This window comes from Metallosphaera sp. D4-4 (genome assembly GCF_046245145.1).
GTDB classification, from domain to species: Archaea; Thermoproteota; Thermoprotei_A; order Sulfolobales; family Sulfolobaceae; genus Metallosphaera; species Metallosphaera sedula.
In genome coordinates this window covers 1,130,468-1,149,435 of sequence record NZ_CP176412.1, presented here as the reverse complement: position 1 = coordinate 1,149,435, position 18,968 = coordinate 1,130,468, and the positions used below count along the sequence as shown (strand labels likewise).

Below are 18,968 nucleotides of genomic sequence, written 5' to 3'. Positions count from 1 at the left end.
CATGTCATGAAGACAAGGCTCGAGTCTCAAACCCAGTTTCCAATCAGTGTAGAGAGAACGTAAAGAGTCCCAAACAACATGAAAATCTGGGAGGTTTCCGCTGGAGAATCGGGCGGTAGTTCCCTAGAAATCTTAAGCGATCTTTTGGCCACGACGAGGCTGGTAAGAACTGATATCAGGCCGGTTGGGGGAAGTAACCTCGCCATCACCAGTATGACGATAATGACATAAGGAGATAACATGGAGAACAGGTACAATCTCCTCGAAAAATTAGGGAAAAGAATTGCAAGCGTCTTTCCTCCCTTTCTTTTATCGCTCTCAATATCCCTTAGGTTATTAACCAAGAGAACGCCGGCAATTGGAAGAGCCAGTGGGGCTCCGTCCAATACTCCCACACTTGAGATCATCCCCGTGGAAACGTAATAGCTTCCAAGCACGATCAGGTCATATGTTATAAAGACCAGAACCTCCCCAAGCGCCCTATGCTTCAGATTAAAGGGAGGCCCATTATACATGTATAACAGGAGAACACCCAATAGGCCCAAGGGTAAGGCTAAGGGTCTATAAAGGGTGAGGTAAATGGCTAAGGATAACCCCATCACCCCCAACGCTATGCCTAGGATTAAGGTTCCCCTCTCGCTCATGACCCCATGAATTATTGGGTGAAGCCTGTAACCCGTGTTCTCCCTTGTATCTATCTCCTGAACGTAGTCGAAGTAATCGTTGAGTACGTTCACTGAAGCGTTGAGCAGGACAGTTCCGAGGAGCACTGCGACGTAGAAAAGTGGATTAAACGTTCGAAACATGTAATATCCCAAGGAGAAACCAAAGGAAGTACAGATGGCGGGCATAACGAAGGACCAAGGTCTGCTTACCATGAAGATCTTTTTAGAACTTGTTATGAACCCTCTCATGGACACTTCAAAGGCCATGGTCAAGGAAGGGCCGTCATTCCTGGACCTATTCAACTCAACTGTTGATACCATATTAAAATTTTATCATATTAAAATTTATAGTAATTTTATGATAGATGCCGTGAAAATATTTAACCTTGTTTAGTAGCTTCATGAGAGGAACCTCTCGCAGGCCAGTTATCGAGGTCCCAAAGAGGTTGGACGCGACATGTAGCAACGTTAAGCTATCCTAACTCTTTACTAACTGTAACGATCTGATCGAAGATATAAAAGAGGAGATTTTCAGATCGTATCTCCCTTTATCAGTTCAAGTACTAGATACTATCCAAGATGGAGTCCTAAAATAGAAATTATCTTCGCTTTACATCCCTATCAAGCGTGATAATACTTCTCTGTATCGTATAGCATTCAACATTCATGAAGGAAGAAGTGATTAGATATAAACGTATATCGTACTAATACTAAATCACAGTGATGACCAAGTTACGCCAGAATCAAAACACATAATGTACGGTTTAACTGACAACGAGAAAGCAACTCACTCGCCGACCTAGAAATTTTCATAGGGAAGTGGTTGATTAACATTCCATATCGTAACACAACCTCCTCCCGGCTCAATATTATTTAGTATACGGGAGCTTTGAAGAAAGTTTAAAATCTAAATAACTATATTAAACATGGGTTTAGATTATTGAGGAACACCCTCAAGGAGATCATTATAGCGATAAACCACGAGAAGTGCTGGACAAGCTATGTAGGCGATTATCCCGTTAAGACCCTTCATCTTACCGTTAACAATGAGAGGGACTACATAAGATCCATAATCGTTGTGGATAAGAAACACAAGAATCTCCTTTCCGAGATAAAGAGGACCAAGAGTTTCCTAGGTTACACCTCAATCTCTCTAGACGAGGGGGACAGGATCCTATTCGACTTCAGGAAAAGGTACAAGGGAAGTGTCATGGACACTATCCAGTCCCACGACGGGATAATAGTGGAGGGTTTGAAATACAAGGGAAAGGAGTTTTGGAGGCTGGTGGTATACGAGAGCTACATAAACGAGCTAACAGATTCCCTCAAGAGCAAGGGGAGCTTGGAGTTTATCTCAACCAGGGAGTTAGAGGTTGAGGAAGACGATCTTTCCCCCAGGGAGCTACAGGTCTTGATCTCCGCTTACAAGAACGGGTATTTTGATTTCCCCAAGAGGATCAAGTCTGACAACATTTCAAAGCTCTTTGGAATGAGTAAGTCCACCTTTACCTACCACCTGCGATCCGCTGAGAAGAGCGTGATTAGGAGGTATCTCAACGATCTAGCGTTCAAGAGCCTAGTTAATGTGGTTGCCAATGGGGAAAGGGACGCAAAGGAGAAATCGTAAGATGATAAGAGGGACAAGTAGGGTGATATCCGAAAACTTGTTCTCTCTGAACTCCTCTAGAACTGGCGTCGAGTAGTGGAATATCTCACACATCAAGGACCAGGAAAAAGGATCACTTCAAGTACTCCAGAGCTGCCTGTGCCACTTTCATGTCCTCCTCGGCTGATCCCCCACTAACGCCTATTCCTCCCACAACCTTTCCATCCACGACGATGGGATAACCTCCGCCGAAGATCACCAACCTCTCTATCTCACAGGGTGCGCCCAGTTGAAGAGCTGGATCTCCCTTAAGCATGTCGTACCACTGATGGGTCGGAATTCCGAAACCAGCTGCAGTGTAGGCCTTGTTCATCGCCACTTGAACGCTGATGTAGGGCGCATTATCCATTCTAAGGAAGGCCTTTAAGGTGCCGCTTTCGTCAACTACGGCTATGACGAACGCTTTCCCCATCTCCTTGGCCTTCTTCACGGCCCCCTCAACTAGTTTCAGGGCTAGATCTAGAGTAATACTTCTTTTCTCGTATGTCTTCTCCATCACGCCACCTCCCTATGCTACCTCTTCTGTATAATAGGAATTTAAGAGAGTTCACGCGTGACCTCAGGCCGTACCAGGCCTTGTTACAGGGGGTTAACACTCCATCATCATAAAACTTGTTCGAGGAACGCTTATTATTATCAAGAAGAACGTTTTCAAAGTGATCCAATGGTAAATAAGATACTTTCTCAATTGGCAAGTGTGGAAATTCTCACGCCCAAGATTGACGACACGTTATGGTTTTTCAAGGACATTCTTGGACTTCATGAGGTCGGAAGGAAAGGGAGATCAGTTTACCTAAGAGGATGGGAGGACTGGTATTCCTACAGCTTAAAGGTTACAGAGTCTGACACCAGCGGTGTAAATGAGATCACTTGGAGAACCTACAGTGAGCAGGATTTGATTGATGCCGTGAAGATCATTGACTCTAGGGGTCTAGGTCTCGGCTGGGATCAAGGGGAGCCAGACATGGGGATAGGTAGGGGTTACAGGTTCGTGCTACCCAGTGGACAGATTGGTAAAGTGGCGTGGGAGATGAAGACCTGGAGGGCCTCAGGGGAATTGAGGTCAGGTTACAGGGCTAGACCCATGAGGAAGCCCCTTAGGGGAGTACAAGCGAGGGACTTATCACACATATTTCTCTTCGCGTACAATGACGATTCTCTGGCGCAGACGGTGAGCCTAATGAAGCAATTAACCTTCAAGGTTAACGAAATTCTGAAGGAAGGTGAGCACACTGTGGCCTACTGGATGGCAGTTAACGGGACGGCCCACGATCTTGCCATTGGGCTTGATCCGCAAGGCACGCCTGCGAGGTTGAATCACGTCACCTTTAACGTCGATTACGCTGATGACCTGTTGAAGGCAGCTGACTTTTACACAGATTATGGACTTGAGATTGTGGGCGGTCCGTTAAGGCACGGAATTACGGATAGCCACTCGCTGTATGTCAAGGAGCCTGGAGGCAACGTTATAGAGCTCCTACATGGAGGCTACATTAACACCGTCCCCGATTGGGAGCCCGTGGTCTGGAACACGAAGGAGGATGGGGACAGGTGGTTGTACTACTGGGGACATGTCAAGGAAGCGTTCTGGTTGGGTAGCCCTCTCCCAGCCAATAAGGTTAGCGATGATCTTAAGGAGATAGTTAGACAGAAGTTAGGTGCAAAGATCTAATTCTTTTTCTTTTCCCTCGTTTAGTTGGTGAGTTTCTCCGGTTAGGCTAGAAACCGCGAAATATTCACTAGTGTTCCCTGACATCTCAGGGATGGGGTAAGTACGAAACCTCATAACCAGTACGGGACGCCCCTCATCCTTTTAAGCGTTAGTATGAGCTTCTTGAGGAAAACGGGAAGACCGGACCATGTAAGGCCTCCGTTATGTTCAACGAGTTCCTCGTTTAACGTATTCGTGTACAGGAAAATAGAGAAGATACTGAGGACACCCCAGGAGATTGGGATACTGGTCTACCTCGATCACGGACCTAAGTTTGGGAAGTCAGTGAGCTTTAGGTGAAGGGTAATTGAGCCCATGAGCGACGGGATAAGTGGAGCAGTAGATATAGGCTAAATGCGAAGGGAAGGGGAGTCTACTTTCACGGAGCTCGAGAACCTTCAAAATAGGATAGCTCATCTAACAGAAATAATTCAGACAAGCATTAATATTCAACTAATCAAGGATAGTGAATAGAAACATTACAAAGTAACTCTAAAATGTAACACGTAATTACAAACTATCTATCAAATATTTAAACAAGCGGGTCATATCTGCTGAATACATGGATTTACTTGTATCGTCAAAGGATAATATGTGGTATTTGATCACTTTACACGAATTCTATGAGTTGTCTGGATGAGAGCTTAACGTTTTTCAGGTACCCACTCAGTACTGAAGTCAATGCAATCTCTCACCGCATTTGGTAGGTCTTCTAGGTACTTTATTTGAACATGTTTTAAACAGGTTTTTAATTAGCTCATGAGATTTGCAGTTGATTAATATGCAGGCCAGAGAACCTAGATTACCCACAAGGGATGAATACTATGACCTGGCCAACAGGCTGGAGTGGACTCCAAAGTACGTACCCGAGGAGGAACTGTTTCCAGTGGACATGACAGGCGTTCCGAATCTTCCCATAGGTGTTTGGGAGGAACTATACTCCGCTCCATACAAGGTGACTTACAGGGAATATGTAAAGAATCAGAGGGAGAAGGATCAGAGATTCTTCGCGGTGAGGGAGGCCGGTCTCAGGTCAGAGCTAGTCAAGAAGCTTGACCAGACCTATCACCAGGGATCTTTCTGTTTTCACATAAACGCTGTACCCATACCGGAGTATACGGCCTCAATCGCTGAGAGTAGAATGGCAAGGTTTGGGAAGTCAGGAGAGTGGAGGAACCTCTCCACCTTCGGTTCCATGGATGAGGTAAGGCACGCCCAACTTCAGATCTTGATGGCTCACGATAGTATCCAGGTGAATCCGAAGTTTGCCTCAGCCCACAAGATGTTCTGGGAAGATGGATGGCTTCCCATAGCTGCAAGGTCCTTCTTCGACGACACAATCACAGCTACTACGGCCATAGAATTTGCCCTTCTGACCACTTTCGCGTTTGAGACCGGGTTTACCAATCTACAATTCATTGCGTTCGCAGCAATGGCAAACAAGTCCAACGATTACGTCTTCTCCACGGCAACCCAAAGTATACAGACGGACGAGTCTAGACATGCGCAGATTGGCCATCCAGTACTGAAGGTATTCACGGATACCACGTCACTGGCAAAGAACCTTGAAAAGAAGGTCTAATTTTTTGTTTTATTCGATTTTTATAGATACGTAATATCTTCTAGTGCGCAGTTACCAATCTGTTTATCTGCTACAAAGATCTACTAAGCCATGAGGATTGAAGATCTTGATGGTTAAGTTCTGCCTCTCTGTGATCTAAGCCATCCCTCAATAAGTTGGTATTGGGGCTGGTCAACACTGGACATCAGGCCCCAGACACAAATCATAACTTTATCAAACTTGTTAGAGGAACGGTTAAAATATATAAGAAGTACTGCTCCTCGATGTCGACCGAAAAAGGGTTAGGTGGAACAAGAAGTGAGGTTAAACAGACCCTTACAGCCATCTCCGATGACCTCATGAGGAAATATAGGAATTCCGTGGAGTTTGCCCTTAAAATGAGGGAGAAGGGTCCAGCTTACAAGGAAGCTGGAGAGTATCTGGTGGCCAAGGGATTCTGGCTGTCCCTCAGACTCATTGGGGCACTAACTGGGGTATCCATGGACTACTTGACACCGCTCGACGCAAGGATCATGTCCTACAAGGAGTTCATGACGGAGTGGGTAGGGGCTCAGTTTAAGAGATTGTTAGAGGACTACGGCATAAGGATTCCATGGTACTGGAAGTGGTTTGAACTGGAGTTGGATTATTGGCATCATACCTTCATTGTAGGTTTATACACGTGGAGAAGGACGCTTCCTGTCTCCTTCAGGGGACCGGCTCCCGACGAAAGGAAGTGGCTAAATGAGAAATACCCCCATTGGGAAAATACCTTCGGAAGCGTGTGGGACTTCTACATAAAGAAGATAATCGACGGACAAATTCCGCTCCCGTTAACGGCTGTTCACCTCTGCGCCGTGTGTCAAGTTCCAATTCAGGCACCTGTACCCAAGAAGCATTTAAGGATTTACCTGAGGGAGTATAAGGGTAAGATTTACACCCTAGACAGCCCCGCCTGTGCCTGGATATTCGACCAGGAGCCTGAGAGATACGCTGGTAAGAGAACCTATACCCAGAGAGTCCTTGAGGGATTGATACAATTCACGGATCAGGCTTACGCTGACCCGAAGAGACTCCTAGACGAGGTTATATGGGATATGGGCCAGACCGAGGACGGAGAGGCAGGGCTGGACCCAACTGACGGGGCATATGCCCTGCTCTACAAGGAAAAGGACAAGGACTTTGAGAACAGGATCAAGAAGTACGTGGAGGGATAAGGATGAGCGTCGAGATGATCCCTGTGGTCTTTGTCCCTGAGGAGGGGACGGTGTGGCTCCCCGGTCTATTGCCCACCAACATAACGGTTAGGGAGGCAACTGAGATGCTGAAGAGCGTCACAGTTAACGTGTTGGTCTGGGATAAGAAGAAGGAGATGCGTCTTGTGGATTACTTTTCAGGTCAGGTCCTCGATCCCAATGCCAAGGTAAAGGACGTGATGCATCCCTACAGCGTGCTATGGCTAGTGTGGTGGCCTCCCAAGGAGGAATTCTGGAAACCCGAGAATCAAAACGACGAAATATTCAAGATCATCAAGGAGACCGAGGAGGCAATCAAGGACGCCCCACGGTCACCGGCGAACCTCTTCCAGGATGAGATAGAGAGGTTAAGTATAATAAAGAGACTTGAAAGGGAGGGGAAACTGAGGCGATAACATGGAGTATCCAGGTAAGTTCGAAAGGATATGTTCATCAGATGAAATATATGATGGCGAAGCCAAGGTATTCGAGGTTGGGAAATATGAGGTTCTAATCCTAAATAGTGGCGGACAACTTAGGGCTTATTACGCAAGATGTGCCCACGCTTTAGGTTTGCTAGACCAGACCTCATTTGACGGGGAAGGTAAGGTTATCTGCCCCGTCCATCAATGGGAGTACGACGCCTTAACCGGGGAGAGCATTAACCCGGTGGGGAGTTCCCTATTCCCCTTGGAACTAAGGGTTGAAGGCAATGATATTTTTGTGAAAATACCTTCCGTGCCCGCATCCGAGTTCAAGGTAAAATGGTTCTCCATGTATAAGAAAAGAGGTGTTATAGGTGAGTTTGGATTTAACTCTTGAATCAATTTTAAATAAATATCAAATAAATGATCTAAGTAAACTACCCCCAGACATGGTGGGGCCCGTGTTAATGAAGGACGACTTCTCCTACGTGATAGTGGAGGCAATTGCCATGGATAATCCCAAGACCTTTGTGGGAGTTGTGGATAGGGGGTCTTACCTAAGAGTGTTGGGGGAAAGGGAGTTAGTTCTGAGAAAGTCGAGACTAGAGGAGCTCGACGGTAGAGAGGTAAGGTTTCCAGGGGAGGTTGAGATAAGGATGAGCTCCTTTGCCGGGAAGATACAGGTATCAGGGGAAGAGATAAGGTGGTACCTGGAGGTGTGAGGAATGGCTAAGTTAGAGGAACTAGAATGGTACAGGAGGTATAAGGAGCTTTTCGGGGCATTCAAGAATAAGCCCGAGGGAGATCCCTTCTTTAGGGATTATGAGTACAGGGGGTACAAGAGGGTCTGGTCCACCTGGCCCATGCTGGAGAAGAAGTTGGGGAGGAAGAAGCCATCCGAGTACCAAATAGTGACCTACGCACTCTCCTACTGGGCCGATCCAAGGTCTCCCACCTACATATACGACCACGGACCCTTCGAGCTTGGGGAGAATCACCTAACACAGAAGTGGTACATACACTTTAGGGACAACTCGCCCCTGATTAAGCCCCTGTTCCAGAGAGGTCAGTGGCACGACTATGAGGATCCCTACAAGCTAACCTATTGGACATATAACTCCATGGCCGACGATAACGAGACCTACCTAGACAAGCTGTACGAGGAGATTGTTCAGACCAAGTATGACCAGCAGTTGTCTGAGGAAGCACTCCAGTTGTACAGGGATGTGTACGATCCACTGAGGTTCGTGTTTCACACCATGCAGATGAACTCAGCTTACCTCATGTCCATGGCCCCCACGAGCTCTATATCCAACGTTTTCGTCTTCATGGAAATGGATCATATGAGGAGGGTACAAAGGGTAGCACAGAGGATCAAGATGCTTGACATAGTGTACCCCGAGTTCGGCTTCGGTAAGATGGGGAGAAAGAATTTCGAGGAGAGCCCGGTATTTCAGCCCACTAGGAAACTCATGGAAACCCTCCTGGCCACGTATGACGTTGGCGAGAACTTAGTGGGTTTCACTCTAGCTGCCAAGTTTGTGCTCGACGAGTTACTCGTGGATAAGCTCCCAGAGGTATTTGCGAAGAAAGGTGACGAGATGATGAGGCACATACACATGTCCTTCCACAATGATACCATGAGGCACAGACATCAGATAGCTGAACTGTTCAAGTATGCAATGGGTAAGGAGACAAGTCTTAGGGGAGTCATAAAGCCGTGGCTCGACGAATGGTCTGCCAAGAGTTATGAGGGAATACAGGGCTTCAGGGAAGTGTTCGGCCAAGATTTCGAGAAGGTGATGTCGGAGGTTAAGAGGAGCCACGAGAACTACCTCAAGGAGGTAGGAATTTGAAGGATAAGATCGTGGAAATATTAAGGGAGATTTACGATCCTGAGATCCCGATCAACATTTACGACCTGGGTCTAGTTAGGGAGATTCAGGTAGAGGAAGGAAAGATCTTTGTTAGGTTAATATTCACGGCTAACAGGAACTGTACCCTGGCTGACATGGTAGCTGTGCAGGTGAAGTATAGGCTAGCTAAGGTCTTCCCTGACCACAAGGTTGAGGTAGTTAGTGATTACAACGCGGAGTGGAACATAGGTTACGTGACGCAGGCCGGTCTCCTCCAACTGGAGGAGATCTATGGGAAGGAGGCAGTTGAGCAACTGAGGAACAGGAAGAGCGTGGAGGAGCTGGTGAAGGTGTCCCTGAGGATAAACAGGGAGGATCCAATCCAGTTCATGAAGAGGGCGGTGGAGGAGAGGTACAGGGGAATTAAGGAGTGGCATGAGAAGAACAGGATCTTGATTGAGTAATACTTTTTCTTAGGACGTTCCCACGCGCGCAACTTGGAGCCCTGTCTTTAACCGGGGAGTTAAAACCGTGAAGCAAGCAAGGTTTTAATCTGGGCCTCCTCCCTTTTCCCATGAGGGGTTCAACTCTCCTTCTGGAACTACTGAAGGATTACGACGTGGATAGGGTTTTTGGACTTCCTGGAGAGACATCTATCCCCTACTACCCTGAATTCGCAGAGCTTCATGTGATAACTAGGGATGAGAGAAACGCCGTCTACATGGCTGACGCCTATGCTAGGGTTAGTTTCAAGCCAGGTGTGGTCGAGGGACCAAGCGTTGGCTCGCCCTACATGTTACCAGGTGTGATAGAGGCGTACAAGTCCTCATCTCCCGTGATAGTCATCACCACGGATACTGACCTCTACGGTGAGAGGATGAACATGTTGACTTCCCTGGATCAGACAGCCCTCTTCAAACCCTACACCAAGGAGTCCATAACCGTGACCAGTGCAGACGACCTATCCCACGCCGTGAGGAGGGCCTTCAGGTTAGCAACCGGAGGGAGACCTGGACCAGTTCACCTAAGGATACCCAATCACGTACTCGAGGAGGAGGGATCCATCTCCCTCCCACCGCAGAGGGAGTTCTCCAGGTATCCAGCTCAAAGGCCCGTCGCAGACCAGGATGCGGTGAGGCTCGCGGTCTCAGCCCTCCTGGACAGTTCCAACCCGGTCATTATCTGCGGTCAAGGAGCACTGTACTCCAGGGCGTGGGATGAGGTCGTGGAGTTGGCTGAGCTCATGGGAATTCCCGTGGGTACCACCATCACGGGGAAGGGATGCATCTCGGAGCTTCATCCCCTCTCCATAGGGGTAGTGGGAGGGAGGGGAGGGACCAGCTTCTCAAATTCCTTTCTGGAGAAGGCCGACCTAATCTTCCTTGTGGGGTCAAACACGGACTCTTCTAACACAGATAGATGGAGATATCCTCCCAGGACGAAGACCGTGATCCATCTAGACGTGAGTGAGGCCGAGGTGGGGAACAACTACAACTCCATAAACCTGATTGGGGACGCCAAGGCAACGCTTAGGGAAATAATCAGGGAAGTGAGATCCCGGGGAGTGAAGAGTAGGGAAGTGAAAGTGGACAGGGAGGAGTTTGAGGCCAGGGTGACAGAGATTGCCTCCATGTCCGGGGAAAGGGTTAATCCCGTGAGGTTCGTGAAGGAGTTGGAGAGGAGGGTAAGGGATCAGGTAATAGTTGCGGATCCTGGGGTAGGCGCAATTTACGTCTCCGCCCTGTTCAGAACTGGGAAGGCTGGAAGAAACTTCGTGTTCAACTATGGCCTTGGGGGACTGGGTTATGCCATACCCGCCTCAGTTGGGGCCCAACTGGGATCTGGTAGACAGGTTCTTGCCATGACCGGAGATGGTAGCTTTGGGTTCTCTGCGGGAGAGCTGGAGACAATTGCTAGGTTGAAGAGTGACGTGGTCTTGTTTGTGTTCAATAACTCCAGTTTCGGCTGGATAAGGGCAGAAATGAGGATTCAGGGTAGGGATGTAAGGGGGACCGACTTCTCGTCGCTGGATTACGTTAAGATAGCTGAGGGATTCGGGCTCAGGGGTTACAGGATCTCCACGGACCAAGAGATAGGAGATGTGTTGGACAAGGCCATGGGGAGCACCCCCAGTCTAGTTGAGGTAGTCGTGGATCCTGAGGACAAGTTCTACCCGCCTGTGGCACACTGGGCTAGGGCACTACCCCACGACGTGAAACATGTATATTGAGAGGATGAAGCAATGAATGGTGACATAATCTATGCCTGTTTCCCGCGATCGTGGATTCACGTTAGTCTTTCCGTGATTCATCGAGAGTTCCTTTTTCGTTTCCGCTTTCTCTCACGAGTTTTGTCGCTCAACTTCTTTCGTCTAGATCTCTCGACGTCGGAGGGATAACCGAGAAATAGAAAGAGAGACCAATTCCTTCGACTAAAAAAGAATCCCTTCACGATTTAGGGGAATATCCGAAGAGCCTCTCCAGGTATGCCTGCTCCCATCTGTCCTTCTGTAGTGTATATTCTCTCTTGAGCTGAGGATCCTTCGCAGGCTTTGGCGGTTGGGTTGTTAAGTCTAGTTGGAACTGGAGGCTCTGGGTCTCAAGTCTTCCCTCGAGATTACCCATATAGGCCCAGCCCACAAACGCATACTGAACGGGAACTTTCTCCGTTACACCCTCCATCTCCAGAATCTTGTTGGAGGCGAAGAGGGCGCTCTCGAAGGCGATCTCCTGGTTCTTAGGGAAGGGTAACTTCGCTGCATCTCCCACTGCCAGGACGTCATCATACTTCGGATGTCTCAAGTCCTGTGGTGACCTAACCTCGACGAACGGCGTTCCTAGCCCAGCCTCTTCCACGAACTTGGGAGCCCTGTTGGGCTCCAGGAGGGCAAGTATGGTATATCCATATCTCTCGCCAGACTTCGTGATCACCTCTTTCTCATTCACCTCAACTATCTCCTGGTTAGTCACAAGCTCTATCCCGGCCTTTTCGTAGACCTGCTTCACAACGTCAGCAAGGAAAGGTGGTTGTGTCTTATCGTTTGCGTCTACATGTATTATCCTGAACTTCTCTCTCACTCCCCTGTGCTTTAGCACTGTGTGAGCCAGGAGGGCCGTCTCTGTCGGAGCAGGGGCACATCTGTAGGGAGCCTTTGGGGCATAAACCAGGACTGTGCCCTCGTTCTCGCTCCACAGCCTTTGCCTCAACACGTTTACCCTTCCAGGGTCGTAGACCGTGGTGTTCCTCCACCAGTTCCTATCCAGCCCTGTGATCGAGGAGCCGTCATATACGACGCCAGGGGCAAGCACTAGGTAGTCGTACTGGATTTCCCTGCTTCTAAGTCCAAACCCTGACTCGGACAGGGTTATCTTCCTGTTGTCGGGGTCAACCCTTATCACGTTCCCCGCGACCACCTTGATGCCCCTCTCTCCCACCTTTTCGTATCCCCTCAGCATTCTTCCGTACTCTTGCTCGCCTGTAAGGAGCAATGGTCTCGAGGGCCCTGTCACGTAGAAGTTATCCTTATTGATCACGGTTATCTCTGCATTTAACTTACCTGCGAGGGTTGTGGCTACTCCCATTCCTCCTATTCCGCCACCAACTATTACAATTCTCTTGGCCATATGTGAGGATCTCGTTAACGGTATTTAGGACTACTTTTAATGAAATAAAGTAGAAAAACTTTTATTCCATGAAGGCTATATTATCTGTATATTTTTCTAAAAATGTTAGAATCTTTCAGAGATTTCCTTTGTTAACTAATTATGACTCTGAAACTAAGCTAGGTCTAGGGTTACACGAGATTTGAACGCGGTGGTGAGGAGTGCGGGAGGATTAGTGAACCATTCGTTAGGTAGATGGAGCTCCCAATAGGTCTCCATTTAGATCAACTCGTTCGGGGCATCCGAACGTCTCCACTACTTACCGGAAAATTTGCCAGTTAAGCATCAAATTTACCGGAAAATTTGCCAGTTAACACTCAACTTTTTAGGTAAACTTGCTACTTTACTATCATGTCACTAATATCGCAGATGAGCTTTCAAAACCCCTGGTGGACTCAATCCTCATCCATTGACGATGACGATCACGTGAGGAGGGCAAAGTATTACCTCCCACCCATAAGGGAGAACCTGCTCATCCTAGGTCCGAGACAGGTGGGGAAAACTACTTACATGAAGACCGTGATCAGGGATCTGCTGAGGGAGGTAGAGCCCAGGAAGGTGTTCTATTTCTCTTGCGACTCACTGTCCAGGAAGGACGAGTTGATCCAACTACTCAACGAGTATCGAACCCTTGTGAATGGAGATGAGGCCTTCATATTCCTCGACGAGATCACGTCGGTAGATGCGTGGAACATGGGCCTTCTTCACCTCTTTAACGCAGGCTATTTCAGAAACTCCCTGGTTTACGTGTCTGGATCCTCCTCTCTTAACCTGAGTAGGGAAACTCTCCCGGGTAGACCGCTCAGGAAGGTCGTGTATTATCCGCTCAACTTTAGGGTTTACTTTGACCTTTTTACGCGGAAATTGGACGTCCCTACACTCCCCGTGACCAGTCCCCGTGAGATCATGAAGGAGGCGAAAAAGCTAATACCACACCTCTCGGCCCTCAACAAGGCCCTATTAAGTTACGTTGAAAGGGGAGGATTCTTCGCCACAAATCTAAGCTCCGCCTCGCTGTATGAAACGTATAGGGACACCGTTCTAAGCGAGATCGCGAAGACTGGGAGGAGTGAGGCCCTCTTCAAGCAGGTGATTTCCAGGATAATCGAGAGTTATGGTAGCAGAATTTCCGACAACGGGATATCCAAGGAAATTTCGGTATCCCACACCACAGTATCTGAATACCTGGAGCTATTGGAGAGGTTGTTCATTACGAGAACCTATAGGAAATGGGAAAATGGGAGGGTGAACTATAGGTCCTTAAAGAAGGTCTACATGATAGATCCCTTCCTTTTTAGGGTAATGAAGAGGTACTCCCTGGGGAAGGACCTAGAGACGGAGGACATACCTCACGTGATCGAGGGAATAGTTGGGGAGCATCTATCTAGGGAGTACGCAGAGAGCCTATTCACCTTCTTCAAGGACGGCAGGGAGGTGGACTTTCTTGTTAGGGGGATTGGGATTGAGGTTAAATGGAGTGAACGGGTGAGGTCTAGGCCTAAAGCACCAGAGTACGTTCTTACCATGGACGAGTTTGATGAGGAAAGAAGGTTAATTCCCGTGTCCCTATTCCTTTACCTCATTTCCTCGGACAAGGTGTTTTACGACCTGGGTTAGACTTGAGGGTGAAAGTGGAACAGTCCCAGACCCTGGTCTACGCAGTCCCAGACTAGAATTTAACGGAACTAGACTTCACTCGTCTCTGAATCCTATTCTGCATCGCGTTGACGGTTTCAAGTTAGAACTACCCCCGTCAAAAAATTCCTTTCTTAGTACCTTTCAAGTCACTTCATGATAGAATTGTAATCTTTTGATTTTACCCAGATCATACATTGAAATTAATGTTTAGTACCAACGGATGTATCTTTAAAAAATTCACACTCTATTAACAAAGCTTAAGATCTATTTTTATACAATTATAGTGATGTATGTACAAGAGTTAAATCCTACAGGAAACGTGGGTTTAACCATTTTTCTTTCTCTTGTACCACTGATCACCCTTTTTATATTGCTCATGGTTTTCAGGCTTACCGCTTGGTTAGCCTCAGTTATTGGAGCTATCGTGGGGATAATTGACGCTATAGCGGTTTGGAGAACTCCACCATCCCTTGCCCTGACCTCGTTCCTCATAGGTGCCCTAACTGGGACATGGGCCATTTCATGGATAGTTTTCTGGGGGCTAACATTCTACAACACCCTGGTTCTCACGGGGAAGTATGACGCGTTTAAGCAATGGGTTCTCAGGAACGCTACGGAGGATTCCAGGATACAGGCAATCCTCCTAGCTTGGTCCTTCGGTGCCCTGTTTGAGGGGTTGGTCGGCTTCGGTTACCCGTGGGCACTCGTGTCCCCTGTCTTAATCGGGATAGGATTCGAGGAACTTACTGCGCTAAAGGTGACGGCTATAGCGAATAATGCCCCAGTGTCCTATGGTGCCCTGGGGACCCCCGTAATAATCTTGTCAGCGGTGACAGGTCTTCCCCTACTTTTCGTATCGTCATCCGTGGCGAAGATAGTCGCGATTCTAGCCCTTCTGCCTCCCTTCCTCCTTGCCTACCTCGTGGATGGATGGAGGGGGATCAAGGACGTGTGGCCCTTTGCCCTACTCGCCTCAATCTCGTACATTCTAGGCCAGTATCCCATGGCCTCCTTCGTTGGCCCATATCTTCCTGATATCACAGGTTCCATGGTCTCCTTCCTTATCCTTCTGGGATTCCTTAGGATTTGGAAGCCCAAGAACATTGTGTCCAAGACAGGGAAAGTTGAGAGATCCTCAGTTCCAGGGATAGGTAGGTTCTGGTTGGCTGTGTTGGCGGTGGTTATAGTGGTCACCCTATGGACTGGACCCTGGTCTCCCCTCACCAAGTTGAACTTGGGGACGCTTGAACTTCATGCCTACTCTCAGCTCTATCATAAGACCGTGGCAGTTTCCTTTGCGTTCAACCCAGCGGTAGCAGGAACCGCAATATTCACGGCGTGGCTTGTCTCTCTCCCCATCCTCGGAGCAAAGCCCTCCATGGTTAAGGAGGCCCTATCCAGGTCCATTCACCAGTACTGGGGTGGAATACTCACGGGAGTCTTCGTGGTGGGACTGGCACTTGTGTTCAACTACAGCGGGATGGCTTACTCCCTAGCTTGGAAGGCTGCAGATCTTTCCACCTTGTTCATCGTGGTCTCACCAATCTTTGGATGGATTGGATGTGCCCTCTCAGGCAGTAACACCTCGACTAACGCCTTGTTTGGTGCCTTCCAGCTAGCAGTTGCCAAGGTGACGGGACTACCAGTGGGACTAACTCCTGCTCTCAACTCTGTGGGAGCCGAGGTTGCTAAGCCAGTTGCACCACAGACCCTGAGTGCTGGGGTCTCCACCACGAGTTACGTGAGGAAGGAGGGGATAGTAGCTAGGAATAACCTACCGTGGACGATTCTTCTCTTGGTTTACCTCATCCTCATAGGTGTCCTATACTACCTTCTCGCCCCAGGTCTTTTCACTGGTTGATTTTTTATTTGTCGATAATTAGGTGATTAAGCATGACAGATCAGGTAAAGGTTGAGATAGATCCCCTAATCAAGGAGAGGTACGGTGTTCTCTTCGGTAATAAGAACGTTAATGGAAAGGTAGTAAACGTTGAGCAGGTCATAGGGGAACTAACCCTCGAACTGAGGGGAGAAATAGAGAGGGCCATGTGGGAAAGGAGGAAGCTACTGGACTCTCGGAGAGAGGTTCGAGATAAATACTCATTCCCCCCAATGGAGGAGAAGTTCACACATCCAGTCACGGGAGAAGTGAGGACATTTCGTGAAATAGTTCAGGGACTCATAGACAATCTCCTGGACAGGAACACTCCCCTCAGGTGGAGGTTAAACGAAAACCTCCCGGTTCCTCCGGAGGTGGATCCATTCAAGGTGCCTGGTTTGGAAATTACGGGACCTTGGAACCCCGTGGACATGGCCATAAAGCAGATAAATGCTGACGTTTCCGCAACCATGGGACCAGATGACGAGGACGCGGCTCCCCCAGACTTCATTCCCTTAGGCTCCCAGGAGAAGGAGGTAGGGCTCTACCTCTCAAGGGTCAACGAGCACATGATACTATCTGGGGAGATCTCTGAGGTCGAGATAACGAAGAAGGGCGAAAAGAGGAAGTATAGGATTAATAAGCCTAGGGAGAGGTGGCCCACGAGTATTCATAGGGTTCCGGGGATGCACTTACTAGACTTTCACGTAAAGGTCAACGGAAAACCTGCACCGAGCATAATAGTTGACTACGTGATTCACGTCCTGAACGACTTCGAGCCCTTGAGGAAGAGGGGTTCGTTACTCTATTTCTATCAGCCAAAGGTTCAGTTCCCGGAGGAGGCCTCCATAATCGCCAAGATACTCTGGAAACTCGAGAGGATCCTGGGGGCAGAAAAACCTGGGACCCTAATCAAGATGAAGGCGCTTTACGAGGAGGGCAATGCGGGAAGGTTCCTCCCCGTCATCATGTGGTATTGGCGCTTCTGGCTTGTGGGACTTAACGTTGGGAGGTGGGACTACACCGCCAGCCTGATTGAGATGTGGAACCAGAGGGTTCTGTCCGATCCCCAGAATGGCCCGCTCATGGGAATGACCGCAAGGCATATGATGGCCTATCAGAGGTATAACGCCATCCTCAACATCATGGCAGGGGGAGCGCCCATTGGTGGAATGAACGCGGTCATGCTTTATGCCGAGAACGATCCCTATGGGCGAGCTAGACACAACCCTGTTACCTTGAGGTCCATGTGGTTAGACAAGATGAGGGAGAGACTTGTGGGATTAATCTTTGTGCCGGAAGGTGAAGTGGGGAGCGTGACCCTTGAGGACATCCTGTCAGGAAAGGTTAAGGGGAAGCTCTATGACGGTTATAGGCAGAGCTGGGTAGCGTCTCCAGACGAGAGGTACGTGAGTGCTGGCAACTTACCCCTGAGGGCGCCTCTGGAGAAGCTACAGGCCATGCTCGATGCCCCTGAGGAGTGGGAGACCGTGGATGGGAGGAGGGTGGCCCCTAAGGTTAGCAGTGGGCTCACCGAGTCTGAGAGGAAACTCTTCATTTCCCTGGGTCTTCTGAACGAGAGAGGGAAGATTACCCCCTTCGTGTTGAGGGATATGACGCCTGATGGTTTCCTAAAGTTGCTGGGAGGAGACCTTTGGGATGCCCTTTACAACATACCGCCAGGGGAGATCACGGTGGAGAACATTCAACACGCGTTCTACATGGCGGCAAACTACGGCTTCCAAATACTAAATGGAAACCTGGCCGCGGCCATCGACGATTACGTCCTGTTCCCCGGGAGGGTGGTGAGGTTCATGAACGACCTTGCAACCTACAGGATCTTTGTGACCTGGTTGTGGACTGTAGTCCAACATGAACCCGCAGTGACCAAGGACGGATGGCTCAAGGGTCCAAAACTTACGGATGATGGAGTCATTCCTGCGGATCCCGTGGTTCAGCTCAAGGCCGGAGAGAGATTCACCAAGGAGCATTTCCAGAAACTCTGGGAACTGCACAACCAGTGGACCAGGGCATTCTTTGAGGAGTACGACAGACTGACCGCAATTAGGATAGTTGCCTCCATAATATCCAAGAGAACAGGGATTAACGTTGATAAGTTGGTTCAGGCCATGATCAGGGGAGAGGCAGAGAAGTTAGTGGGACATCAGACTGAGATTGAGGCTATCCCCAGGATTAGGGAGATTGTGTCCAAGGCCTATGGTGCATATCCTAGATATGTAAGGGAGATCTCGCTAGAGGAGGCATCCCACAAGATCTCGGAAATCGTGGGGAATCATGAGTTGGTGAGGAGGGAACTGGAGAGTATGCAACCTAGATTTGACAGATCGAAGGCACCCCTAATAATGGATGTCTTAAGGAGACAGATGCTGTGCCCCAACTTGATACAACACAGCGGGAGAGTCCTCTTCATCATAGCTGATAAGGACGAAAGTACCAGGGAGAAGATCCTCGAGGCAGTTTACTATCTGGACCGGGAGGGTAGGCCGTTATTCAGGGATATGGGTAGGCCATCACGCGTGCTATTGGCGAGAGCGGTAGAGGAAGGTAAGATGCCCAAATACGCGCTAGAGGCCCATGATTATGTATATGATATACCGGAATCCTGAAACTTGTCGTTCAAGCTAACATCTTTTCAATCTTTCCTTACTT

Annotated in this window: 17 protein-coding genes; 14 read left to right on the top strand and 3 right to left on the bottom strand. The window is 48.7% G+C overall.

All coding sequences use genetic code 11. The annotated features are described in order from the left end of the window. Nucleotides 1-26: 26 nt before the first annotated feature. On the bottom strand, nucleotides 27-986 hold the full coding sequence (locus tag ACI49J_RS06240; RefSeq protein ID WP_240254773.1) for a prenyltransferase: 960 nt from the start codon (nucleotides 984-986) through the stop codon (nucleotides 27-29). A gap of 619 nt (nucleotides 987-1,605) precedes the next feature. Between ACI49J_RS06240 and ACI49J_RS06235 the strand changes: the two genes are divergently transcribed. Beyond that, nucleotides 1,606-2,292 carry a helix-turn-helix domain-containing protein gene (locus tag ACI49J_RS06235; RefSeq protein ID WP_240254775.1) on the top strand — a complete coding sequence of 229 codons (687 nt, stop codon included), beginning with the start codon at nucleotides 1,606-1,608 and terminating at the stop codon, nucleotides 2,290-2,292. A 112-nt stretch (nucleotides 2,293-2,404) separates the two neighbouring features. Here ACI49J_RS06235 and ACI49J_RS06230 read toward each other — a convergent pair whose 3' ends face one another. Continuing rightward, a complete protein-coding gene (locus tag ACI49J_RS06230; RefSeq protein WP_240254777.1) occupies nucleotides 2,405-2,827 on the bottom strand; it encodes a heme-binding protein in 423 nt (140 codons plus the stop codon). A 168-nt stretch (nucleotides 2,828-2,995) separates the two neighbouring features. On the opposite strand from ACI49J_RS06230, the gene ACI49J_RS06225 reads away from it, so the two are divergent. The 10 genes from ACI49J_RS06225 (at nucleotide 2,996) to ACI49J_RS06180 (ending at nucleotide 11,349) form a co-directional block, all read left to right on the top strand. Next, nucleotides 2,996-4,003, top strand: coding sequence for a VOC family protein (locus ACI49J_RS06225; RefSeq protein WP_240254779.1), 1,008 nt, complete (start codon nucleotides 2,996-2,998; stop codon nucleotides 4,001-4,003). A 153-nt stretch (nucleotides 4,004-4,156) separates the two neighbouring features. Further along, nucleotides 4,157-4,342 carry a hypothetical protein gene (locus tag ACI49J_RS06220; protein WP_240254781.1) on the top strand — a complete coding sequence of 62 codons (186 nt, stop codon included), beginning with the start codon at nucleotides 4,157-4,159 and terminating at the stop codon, nucleotides 4,340-4,342. A gap of 481 nt (nucleotides 4,343-4,823) precedes the next feature. Then, entirely contained in the window at nucleotides 4,824-5,624 is an 801-nt protein-coding gene (locus tag ACI49J_RS06215) for a toluene hydroxylase (protein WP_240254784.1), read from the top strand. A gap of 263 nt (nucleotides 5,625-5,887) precedes the next feature. After that, a complete protein-coding gene (locus ACI49J_RS06210; RefSeq protein WP_240254786.1) occupies nucleotides 5,888-6,820 on the top strand; it encodes a YHS domain-containing protein in 933 nt (310 codons plus the stop codon). A gap of 2 nt (nucleotides 6,821-6,822) precedes the next feature. Beyond that, nucleotides 6,823-7,254: a hypothetical protein gene (locus ACI49J_RS06205; protein ID WP_240254788.1), complete on the top strand. Its 432-nt coding sequence runs from the start codon at nucleotides 6,823-6,825 to the stop codon at nucleotides 7,252-7,254. A gap of 1 nt (nucleotide 7,255) precedes the next feature. Then, complete coding sequence (locus ACI49J_RS06200; protein ID WP_240254790.1) at nucleotides 7,256-7,660, top strand: Rieske 2Fe-2S domain-containing protein; 405 nt, start codon at nucleotides 7,256-7,258, stop codon at nucleotides 7,658-7,660. Nucleotides 7,661-7,730: 70 nt separating this feature from the next. Then, a complete protein-coding gene (locus ACI49J_RS06195; protein ID WP_240254847.1) occupies nucleotides 7,731-7,985 on the top strand; it encodes an MmoB/DmpM family protein in 255 nt (84 codons plus the stop codon). A gap of 3 nt (nucleotides 7,986-7,988) precedes the next feature. Next, the gene (locus ACI49J_RS06190) at nucleotides 7,989-9,119 is read left to right on the top strand and encodes a toluene monooxygenase (protein ID WP_240254792.1); all 1,131 of its coding nucleotides are present in this window, start codon (nucleotides 7,989-7,991) and stop codon (nucleotides 9,117-9,119) included. Then, on the top strand, nucleotides 9,116-9,583 hold the full coding sequence (locus ACI49J_RS06185) for a metal-sulfur cluster assembly factor (RefSeq protein WP_240254794.1): 468 nt from the start codon (nucleotides 9,116-9,118) through the stop codon (nucleotides 9,581-9,583). The genes ACI49J_RS06190 and ACI49J_RS06185 overlap by 4 nt, the downstream gene beginning before the upstream one ends. A 110-nt stretch (nucleotides 9,584-9,693) precedes the next feature. Next, complete coding sequence (locus ACI49J_RS06180) at nucleotides 9,694-11,349, top strand: thiamine pyrophosphate-binding protein (protein ID WP_240254796.1); 1,656 nt, start codon at nucleotides 9,694-9,696, stop codon at nucleotides 11,347-11,349. A 217-nt stretch (nucleotides 11,350-11,566) separates the two neighbouring features. On the opposite strand, the gene ACI49J_RS06175 is transcribed toward ACI49J_RS06180, so the two are convergent. Beyond that, nucleotides 11,567-12,742 carry an FAD-dependent oxidoreductase gene (locus ACI49J_RS06175; protein ID WP_240254798.1) on the bottom strand — a complete coding sequence of 392 codons (1,176 nt, stop codon included), beginning with the start codon at nucleotides 12,740-12,742 and terminating at the stop codon, nucleotides 11,567-11,569. Nucleotides 12,743-13,132: 390 nt separating this feature from the next. On the opposite strand from ACI49J_RS06175, the gene ACI49J_RS06170 reads away from it, so the two are divergent. The 3 genes from ACI49J_RS06170 to ACI49J_RS06160 all read left to right on the top strand — a co-directional run bounded on the left by ACI49J_RS06170 (nucleotide 13,133) and on the right by ACI49J_RS06160 (nucleotide 18,925). After that, entirely contained in the window at nucleotides 13,133-14,398 is a 1,266-nt protein-coding gene (locus ACI49J_RS06170) for an ATP-binding protein (RefSeq protein WP_240254800.1), read from the top strand. Between the two features lie 307 nt (nucleotides 14,399-14,705). After that, a complete protein-coding gene (locus ACI49J_RS06165) occupies nucleotides 14,706-16,280 on the top strand; it encodes an L-lactate permease (RefSeq protein ID WP_240254802.1) in 1,575 nt (524 codons plus the stop codon). Nucleotides 16,281-16,312: 32 nt separating this feature from the next. Then, complete coding sequence (locus ACI49J_RS06160; protein WP_240254804.1) at nucleotides 16,313-18,925, top strand: malate synthase; 2,613 nt, start codon at nucleotides 16,313-16,315, stop codon at nucleotides 18,923-18,925. The last annotated feature ends 43 nt before the right edge of the window (nucleotides 18,926-18,968 follow it).

Excerpts from the sequence above, each read along its gene's own strand:
- ACI49J_RS06240 (WP_240254773.1), bottom strand. The coding sequence starts at position 986 with ATGGTATCAACAGTTGAGTTGAATAGGTCCAGGAATGACGGCCCTTCC.
- ACI49J_RS06230 (WP_240254777.1), bottom strand. The coding sequence starts at position 2,827 with ATGGAGAAGACATACGAGAAAAGAAGTATTACTCTAGATCTAGCCCTG.
- ACI49J_RS06225 (WP_240254779.1), top strand. The coding sequence starts at position 2,996 with ATGGTAAATAAGATACTTTCTCAATTGGCAAGTGTGGAAATTCTCACG.
- ACI49J_RS06220 (WP_240254781.1), top strand. The coding sequence starts at position 4,157 with ATGAGCTTCTTGAGGAAAACGGGAAGACCGGACCATGTAAGGCCTCCG.
- ACI49J_RS06215 (WP_240254784.1), top strand. The coding sequence starts at position 4,824 with ATGCAGGCCAGAGAACCTAGATTACCCACAAGGGATGAATACTATGAC.
- ACI49J_RS06210 (WP_240254786.1), top strand. The coding sequence starts at position 5,888 with ATGTCGACCGAAAAAGGGTTAGGTGGAACAAGAAGTGAGGTTAAACAG.
- ACI49J_RS06205 (WP_240254788.1), top strand. The coding sequence starts at position 6,823 with ATGAGCGTCGAGATGATCCCTGTGGTCTTTGTCCCTGAGGAGGGGACG.
- ACI49J_RS06200 (WP_240254790.1), top strand. The coding sequence starts at position 7,256 with ATGGAGTATCCAGGTAAGTTCGAAAGGATATGTTCATCAGATGAAATA.
- ACI49J_RS06195 (WP_240254847.1), top strand. The coding sequence starts at position 7,731 with ATGAAGGACGACTTCTCCTACGTGATAGTGGAGGCAATTGCCATGGAT.
- ACI49J_RS06190 (WP_240254792.1), top strand. The coding sequence starts at position 7,989 with ATGGCTAAGTTAGAGGAACTAGAATGGTACAGGAGGTATAAGGAGCTT.
- ACI49J_RS06180 (WP_240254796.1), top strand. The coding sequence starts at position 9,694 with ATGAGGGGTTCAACTCTCCTTCTGGAACTACTGAAGGATTACGACGTG.
- ACI49J_RS06175 (WP_240254798.1), bottom strand. The coding sequence starts at position 12,742 with ATGGCCAAGAGAATTGTAATAGTTGGTGGCGGAATAGGAGGAATGGGA.
- ACI49J_RS06170 (WP_240254800.1), top strand. The coding sequence starts at position 13,133 with ATGTCACTAATATCGCAGATGAGCTTTCAAAACCCCTGGTGGACTCAA.
- ACI49J_RS06165 (WP_240254802.1), top strand. The coding sequence starts at position 14,706 with ATGTATGTACAAGAGTTAAATCCTACAGGAAACGTGGGTTTAACCATT.
- ACI49J_RS06160 (WP_240254804.1), top strand. The coding sequence starts at position 16,313 with ATGACAGATCAGGTAAAGGTTGAGATAGATCCCCTAATCAAGGAGAGG.